The 7,542-nt window shown below is 71.4% G+C and carries 6 protein-coding genes; 2 read left to right on the top strand and 4 right to left on the bottom strand.

Going from position 1 to position 7,542, the window contains the following annotated elements; all coding sequences use genetic code 11:
* Positions 1-484, bottom strand: a 484-nt coding sequence (locus UK12_RS25420; RefSeq protein WP_045305464.1) for a protease pro-enzyme activation domain-containing protein, incomplete at its 3' end; no start/stop codon positions are given.
* A 199-nt stretch (positions 485-683) separates the two neighbouring features.
* On the opposite strand from UK12_RS25420, the gene UK12_RS25415 reads away from it, so the two are divergent.
* A complete protein-coding gene (locus UK12_RS25415; RefSeq protein ID WP_045305463.1) occupies positions 684-1,232 on the top strand; it encodes a CGNR zinc finger domain-containing protein in 549 nt (182 codons plus the stop codon).
* Between the two features lie 24 nt (positions 1,233-1,256).
* Here the strand turns inward: UK12_RS25415 and UK12_RS25410 are convergent, their stop codons facing one another.
* Complete coding sequence (locus tag UK12_RS25410) at positions 1,257-2,738, bottom strand: FAD-dependent oxidoreductase (protein ID WP_045305462.1); 1,482 nt, start codon at positions 2,736-2,738, stop codon at positions 1,257-1,259.
* Between the two features lie 106 nt (positions 2,739-2,844).
* Here UK12_RS25410 and UK12_RS25405 point away from each other — a divergent pair, with 106 nt between their 5' ends.
* Positions 2,845-4,080, top strand: coding sequence for a bifunctional glycosyltransferase family 2/GtrA family protein (locus UK12_RS25405; RefSeq protein ID WP_082119932.1), 1,236 nt, complete (start codon positions 2,845-2,847; stop codon positions 4,078-4,080).
* Between the two features lie 205 nt (positions 4,081-4,285).
* On the opposite strand, the gene paaN is transcribed toward UK12_RS25405, so the two are convergent.
* The gene (gene paaN / locus UK12_RS25400; RefSeq protein ID WP_045305461.1) at positions 4,286-5,986 is read right to left on the bottom strand and encodes a phenylacetic acid degradation protein PaaN; all 1,701 of its coding nucleotides are present in this window, start codon (positions 5,984-5,986) and stop codon (positions 4,286-4,288) included.
* Positions 5,987-6,089: 103 nt separating this feature from the next.
* Positions 6,090-7,394 (bottom strand): hypothetical protein, encoded by a 1,305-nt coding sequence (locus UK12_RS25395; protein WP_197085169.1) that lies wholly within the window; start codon positions 7,392-7,394, stop codon positions 6,090-6,092.
* Positions 7,395-7,542: the final 148 nt, after the last annotated feature.

Below are 7,542 nucleotides of genomic sequence, written 5' to 3'. Positions count from 1 at the left end.
GCTGGTCGACGTAGCGGCTCTCGTGGGTGCCGAAGGCCTTGGCGATCTGCGCGTTGCTGCCGGTGGCGTTGACCACCTGGCGGTTGGCGCTGACCGAGGTGACCTTCAGGCCCTGGCCCGCCAGGTACGAGCGGACCTGGTCGACGTCGGCCTGGGTCGGGCCGAAGCGCTCGGTGAACTGGGCCGGCGTCAGGTAGTGCCCGTACTCCGGCGAGCCCTTGGTGCTCAGGGCGGACAGCAGACGGTCCAGTTCCGCGGTGTTGCGCAGCTTGAGGCTGACGGCCACGGATATCTGCTGGGTGGCGGGAACGTCACCCGACTTCTGGGAATGTGCCACCGCCGGGGTCACGGTGTTGGGCAGGGCCACACGGGCAGCCGAGGCGTTGGGCGTCGGCGCGGCGTAGGCGGCCGTGGCACCCAGGGACGCCACGGTCAGTGGCAGTACGGCGAGTGCCGAGGCAAGGGCGAGCGAGCGGGGTCGCACGGGCTCCTCCGGAAGGTGGGGGGCGTTCCGGTTCGAAAACGCTGGTCAGAACTTCCCAGAAAATTCTCAGGATTGGACCCATGGACGAGCAATTGGTTGCTAAAAAACAGTCAAGTGTGGAACATCTCTTCATCAACAGAACAACGAAATCTCCATACAGTGAATAGCCGTGCAGAACCCCGGAGTTAGAATCGGGGCCATGGCAGACCCGCGCGACCCGCGCCCGCTGATCGGTGAACCGCTCTCGCTCGATCTGCTCAACACCCGCTGGCGCACCACCGTCGCCGAGGATCTGCTCGACTCCCTGGCCGGGTACCGGATCTGGCTCTCCTCCGCCGGGCTCGCCGACCGCTGCGCCGCGGACGAGGCCGGGCTCCGGGCGACGCTGGCCGCCCGCTCCGCCCTGGCCGAGGCCGGGCCGGCCGCCGAGGACCGGCGCGAGGCCGAACTCGCGCCGCTCAACGAGGTGTTGGGCCACGGCAGGCTGATCCGCCGGCTCACCCCGGCCGGGCCCGAGGAGGCCGTCGAAGTGGACGCACCCGAGTGGCTGGCCGCCTGGCTGGCCGCCGACGACTACCTCGCGCTGCTGGGCCGGGGGGCGCAGCGCATCAAGCGCTGCGCCCATCCGTCCTGTGTGCTGTACTTCCACGACATCTCGCAGAACGGCCGCCGCCGCTGGTGTTCGATGGCCGTCTGCGGAAACCGGACCAAGGCGGCCCGGCACTATGTGAAGGTCAACGGCGGCTGATCCCGGGCGCGTTGGCCCGGTAAGTCAGTCGGCCGGGGTCCCGAGCCACTGGGAGAGCACCGCGCGCAGTTCGCCCCGGCTCGGGTCGACGCCGGCCCAGGCCGCGTAGCCGTCCGGGCGGACCAGCAGGACGGTGTCCCGCAGCTTGCCGTGCGGATCGGCCGGTGCGGCCGTCACCACCCGGTCCGCCCACGGTTCGGCCACCGACAGCTCGTCGTTGCTGATCAGCACAGCCCGGCCCGCGCGCAGTGCCTCGTGGAGCCGGGACGGGCCGCCCGGCCGCTCCAGCGCGAGGCGCAGATCGGGGATCCGGTGGCCCACCAGGTGGTGCGAGCCCTTGGGCGCGGGGTAGCTGAACCCGATCCCGGAGACCTGCCGGGTGCCGCGCTCGGTCAGCGGGCCGAGGTGCCCGGCGGTCGCGGCCAGGACGGAGCGCAGCGCCCGGGTCGGGGCGGAGTGCGCCAGCGCGAGCCGGATCAGCGCGCCGGAGCTGCGCAGCACCGTGCGGCCGACCGGATGGCGCTCGGTCTGGTAGGTGTCCAACAGGGCGTCGGGGGACCAGCCCCGGACGGCCGCGACCAGCTTCCAGCTCAGGTTGGCGGCGTCCTGCAGACCGGTGTTCATGCCCTGGCCGCCCGCCGGGGAGTGACAGTGCGCCGCGTCACCGGCCAGGAAGAACCGTCCGGAGCGGTAGTTGGGCACCTGGCGCTCGTCGCTGTGGAAGCGGGACATCCAGCGCGGGTCGTGCAGGCCGTAGTCCACGCCGTAGACGGTGCGGGTGATGTCCACGATCTCCGCGAGCGAGACCGGGTCGCTCTCGGGTCGCTGGCGGCTGCGGTCCCAGGCGATCACCCGGTACCAGCCGTCGCCGAACGGGACCATGAAGGCGAAGCCCTGGGCGTTCGCGCTCACCGTGATCACCTCTTCGGGTTCCCGCTTCAGCCGGACGTCGGCCAGCAGCACCGAGCTGACCACCGACTCCCCCGGGTACGGGATGCCGAGCAGGTCGCGGACGGCGCTGCGGACGCCGTCCGCGCCGACCGCGTACGTCGCGGTGTGGGCGACGGTGTCGCCGCCGACCCGGACGTCCAGGCCGACGCCGCGGCCGTCCTGGTGCAGGGCGAGCAGCTCGGTGCCCCGGACGATGGTCGCCCCCGCCTTCAACGCCCGCTCCTTGAGCAGGCGTTCGGTGTTGTACTGCGGGGTGATCAGGATGAACGGGAAGCGGGTCGGCAGCCGGCGCATGTCCACCACGAGGTTGCCGAACAGGCGCATCGAACTGATCACCTGGCCGGTGGAGATCAGCTCGTCGGCCAGCCCGCGGTCGTCGAACTGCTCCAGGGTGCGGGCGTGCACGCCGAAGGCGCGGGTGAGATTGGACTCCGCCTCGCGCTTCTCCAGCACGGTCACCCGCAGCCCCGCGGTCGCCAGATCCCCGGCGAGCAGGAGCCCGGTGGGCCCCGCGCCGACGATCACGACATCCGAGGTCTGCTGCTTGTCGGACATCTGCCATCTCCTGGTGTTCGGACCGGCGTTGCCGGCGAGCCGGTTCTCAGCTCGCTCTCAGCCTTCCATCATCGCGGCCCCATCCGGGGCTGTGAATCTCGCAGACATGACAGAGCCCGTGCGCCGCGGAACCACCACGGCCGATCCGCTGCCCGCCGGTGGTGCGAGCGTGGGGACCCGTACCCGTCTGGTCGAGGTGGTCGTCCCGGTCTACAACGAGGAGCACACGGTCGAGCGATGCGTCCGCCGGCTGCATGCCTACCTCGGTGAGACCTTCCCCTACCCCTATCGGATCACCATCGCCGACAACGCCAGCGTCGACGGCACCTGGCAGGTGGCGACCGCGCTGGCCGAGGAGATCCCGCAGGTCGAGGCGGTGCACCTGGACCTCAAGGGGCGCGGCCGGGCGCTGCGGCAGGTCTGGGGCGCCAGCGACGCCGACGTGGTCGCCTACATGGACGTGGACCTCTCCACCGGGCTGGAGGCCTTCCTGCCGCTGGTCGCGCCGCTGCTCTCGGGCCACAGCGACCTGGCGATCGGCAGCCGGCTGCACCGGGGTTCGGCGGTGGTGCGCGGGCCCAAGCGGGAGTTCATCTCGCGCACCTACAACGTGCTGCTGCGGGCCACCATGGCGGCCAAGTTCTCGGACGCGCAGTGCGGGTTCAAGGCGGCGCGGACCGAGGTGGTCAAGCAGCTGCTGGCCGAGGTCGAGGACAACGCCTGGTTCTTCGACACCGAGTTGCTGCTGCTGGCCGAGCGGTCCGGGCTGCGGATCCACGAGGTGCCGGTGGACTGGGTGGACGATCCGGACAGCCGGGTGGACATCGTCCGCACGGTGATCGACGACCTCAAGGGCATGGCCCGGGTCACCCGGCGCTCGCTGACCGGCGCCGGGCGGCTCGACCACCTGCCGACCCGGGTCCGCGAGGCGCAGCTACCGCCGGGACTGTCCTGGCAGTTGGCGAGCTTCGCGGTGGTCGGGACGGTCAGTACGGCCGCGTACGTGCTGCTGTACCTGCTGCTGCGGCAGTTGGCGCCCGCGCTGCTGGCCAACGCGGTGGCGCAGGTGGTCACGGCGGTGTTCAACACGGCGGCCAACCGGCGGTTCACCTTCGGGGTGACGGGACGGCGGGGTGCGTGCCGGGCCCAGGTGGAGGGCGGGATCGCGTTCGTGATCGGCCTGGTGCTGAGCAGCGCGGCGATCGGACTGCTGGGGCTGGTGTGGCCGACCGCCAGGCACGGCGGGGAGTTGGCGGTGCTGGTGGGTGCCAACGCGCTGGCGACGGTGGTGCGGTTCCTGCTGATGCGGGTGTGGATGTTCAGCCCGAGACGGACCCGCTGACGCTCGGTGCCCGACGGCGCGAGTCGCACCACCGGGGGCGCGGGGAACTGCGCGACCGACAGTGCACCGCGTTGGGCGGTGAGGCACTCGATCAGCCGTGTACCTCCCGGGGGCGCGGGGAACCGAGCGATCAAGCCGCTACGAAGGTGCAGGCTTTCTCGCGCAGTTCTCCGCGCCCCTGAGGGCATACCCGACTGCCTCCGGGTCAGCTGTGGCGGCGGACCTCGACGACGCGGAACCGGTTGGCGACGAAGGCGGCGTCGCAGTAGGCGGAGTTGGCCGCCGGGTTGGCGCCGGTGCCGTGCAGGTCGGAGAAGGCGGCGGTCTGGTTCGGGTACACGCCGCCGGTGAGGTTGAGGGAGAGCGAGACGCCGGAGTCCAGGGCGGCTTCGACCAGGGCGGTCTCGACCTGGTCGTTGACCGTCCAGCCGGTGGCGGTCATCGCGCCCTGTTCGGCGGTGGTGCGGCGGAGCATCTCGACCGCCGCCTCGGCGGACTCCACGGCCACCGCGAAGGAGACCGGGCCGAAGCACTCGCTGAGGAAGGTGGCCCGGTCGTCCGGCTTGTCGGCGTCCACCTTGACCAGCGCGGGCGTCCTGATGGTCGCGCCCGGGAACTCGTCCGAGGTCACCACCCGCGGGGTGAGCGCGAGTTCGCCGTACTCGCCGCCGGCCGCCTGCACCGTGCGCTGGAGCACGCCCGGGTTGACCACGGCGCCGAGGATCGCGGCGGCGCGGGCGTCGTCGCGCAGCAGGCCGGTGATCGCCTCGGCCAGGTCGCCGACCACCTCGTCGTAGGACTTGCCGCCCTCGTCGGTGGCGATGCCGGCCCTCGGGATCAGGATGTTCTGCGGGGTGGTGCACATCTGGCCGCTGTAGAGCGAGAGCGCGAAGGCCAGGTTGGCCAGCATGCCGCGGTAGTTGTCGGTGGACTCGACCACCGCCGTGTTGACGCCGGCCTTCTCGGTGTAGACCTGGGCCTGCCCGGCGTTGGTCTCCAGCCACTCGCCGAAGGCGGTCGAGCCGGTGTAGTCGATGACCTTCACCTCGGGCCGGACGGCCAGTACCTGGGCGATGGTCGAGCCCTCGTGCTCGGCGGCCAGACAGACCACGTTGGCGTCGAACCCGGCCTCGGCGAGCACCTCGCGGGCCACCCGGACGGTGAGCGCGAGCGGCAGGGTGGCGCGCGGGTGCGGCTTGACCAGGACCGGGTTGCCGGTGGCCAGCGAGGCGAACAGCCCCGGGTAGCCGTTCCAGGTCGGGAAGGTGTTGCAGCCGATCAGCAGCGCGAGCCCGCGCGGCACCACGGTGAACTCCTTGACCATGGTCAGCGGGTCGCGCTTGCCCTGCGGCTTGGTCCAGTCGGCGCGCTCGGGCAGCCGGGTCTGCTCGGCGAAGGCGTACGCCACCGCCTCCAGTCCGCGGTCCTGGGCGTGCGGGCCGCCGGCCTGGAAGGCCATCCCGTACGCCTGGCCGGTGGTGTGCATCACCGCGTGCCCGAACTCGTGCGAGCGGGCGTTGATCCGGGCCAGGATCTCCAGGCAGACCGCCGCACGGGCGGCCGGGCTCGCCGCCGCCCAGGCCGGGCGGGCCGTCTGCAGCGCGCCGATCAGCGCGTCGGGGGCGGCGTGCGGGTAGCTGATGCCCAGTTCGATGCCGTACGGCGAGGTCTCGCCGCCGACCAGCTCGCCGTCGGTCGGCTGGCCGTCGAGCGCGAAGACGCCGCCGAGCAGCGCGTCGAAGGCCGCCTTGCCGGCCTCCGCCCCGTTCTCGCCGTACGCCTTCGGGAACTCGGGGTAGGGCGACCAGTAGTCGCGGCTACGGATCGCCGCGAGTGCGCGGTCGAGCGTGTCCTGGTGGCGTTCGATCAGTTCGGCGACCGAGGGGGCAGGGGTCGCAGCGGCCATGGTGCGCTCCTCCAAAGGGGCGGACGGGACACCCCTCAGCGTAACCGAACGATCGGTCGGGGCAAGGGGGTAATCGCCGAGCCCGTACCGGGGCGCGTGCTCGTTACGGGATGCCGAGCTCGAAGATGACGTAGCCGGCGAACCAGCCGGAGGCGATGGCGCCCATGCCGAGGACGGTGGCCAGCGAGGGCAGCGAGAGGCGGCGCAGCGCGATGGCGATCGGGATGGTGAGCGGGAAGACCGGCAGCACGAAGCGGGACAGCGTGCCGAACATCTGCTGGCTGCCGAGGGCCAGCACCAGGGTGCCCAGGGTGTAGACGGTGATCACCAGCGGCGGACGCAGCCGCAGCAGCGGGACCAGCAGGCAGGGCAGCGCGAACAGCACCAGGACGGCGAGCAGGTCCTCGGTCGGGTAGGCGAAGAGGTAGTTGTTGTCGCCGGTGAGGATGTGCGAGACCGCGTCGGAGGTGTACTTCCCGAAGTCGAAGAAGTGCAGCCAGGCGCCGCGCTGGAGGGTGAGGTAGCCGTCCCAGTGGCCCATCCGGTAGCCGACCCAGCCGATGTAGCCGAAGAAGCTCAGCGGCGGCAGCAGGATCGCGGACAGCGGGCCGAGCACGCCGTCCCTGCGGCGGAACAGGGCGACGGCGGCGGAGAGTGCGACGCCCGCGATCAGGGTCATCGAGGTGGGGCGGCTCAGACCGGCGATGAAGGTGATCAGTGCCGCGTTCACCCACTGCCGGGTGATCACGAAGTAGCACGACCAGACGGTCAGCGCGACGAACAGCGACTCGGTGTAGACCGCCCACTCGACGCCCGCCCCCGGGAAGGCGCCCCAGACCGCCGCCGCGATCACGCCCGCTCGCGCGCCGGCCAGCTGTGCGGTGACCGCGTAGATCCCGGCGGCGGCGGCGAACGAGGCGACGATCGAGACCAGCATTCCGGCGCCGTAGAGGCCGATGCCGGTGCAGTCCGAGACCAGGCGTATCAGGCCCGGATAGAGCGGGAAGAACGCCGAGGAATTCTGCTGGACGGTGAAGAATCCGCCGTGGTCGGCTATCAGCTCGGGGTGGTAGCCGAATTGCGCGACCTGCTGGTACCACCAGCCGTCCCAGCTGCCCAGGACATCCCACGGGTGGGCACCGCCGCCGAATCGCGGATCCAGATCGTGGAAGCGGCCGGAGGAATCCAGCAGCAGCATGAAGACCGAGAAGCCGATCAGCTTCACCGCCCCGAACAGGGCCAGTGCGGGGCCGAACTCGACCGCGCGCCGACGGAGCCGGTCGCGGAGCGCGTCGGATTCGGGGAAGGACTCGGGGAAGGACGGGGGCGCGGACTCGGACGGTGGCACCGGGGACTCGCCGGGGAGCGGGCGGCGGTCCGATGCCACCGTCTCCTGTATCGCGCTCACTGTGGGGCCCCTCCACCGGTCGCCGTCACCACCCCGCCGGGACATCCAGCGGTGGACGGGGAGTCTATCCGGCGCCTTGGAAACCCCGGGGGTTCGCGGTCCGGGTGGGGGCGGCGACGGAATTCGCTTTCGCGGAGTTTTGGCCGAG

Source organism: Saccharothrix sp. ST-888 (assembly GCF_000955975.1).
Taxonomy (GTDB): Bacteria; Actinomycetota; Actinomycetes; order Streptomycetales; family Streptomycetaceae; genus Kitasatospora.
The sequence above is the reverse complement of the archived record's forward strand: the minus strand, read 5'-3'. Positions and strand labels throughout refer to the sequence as shown.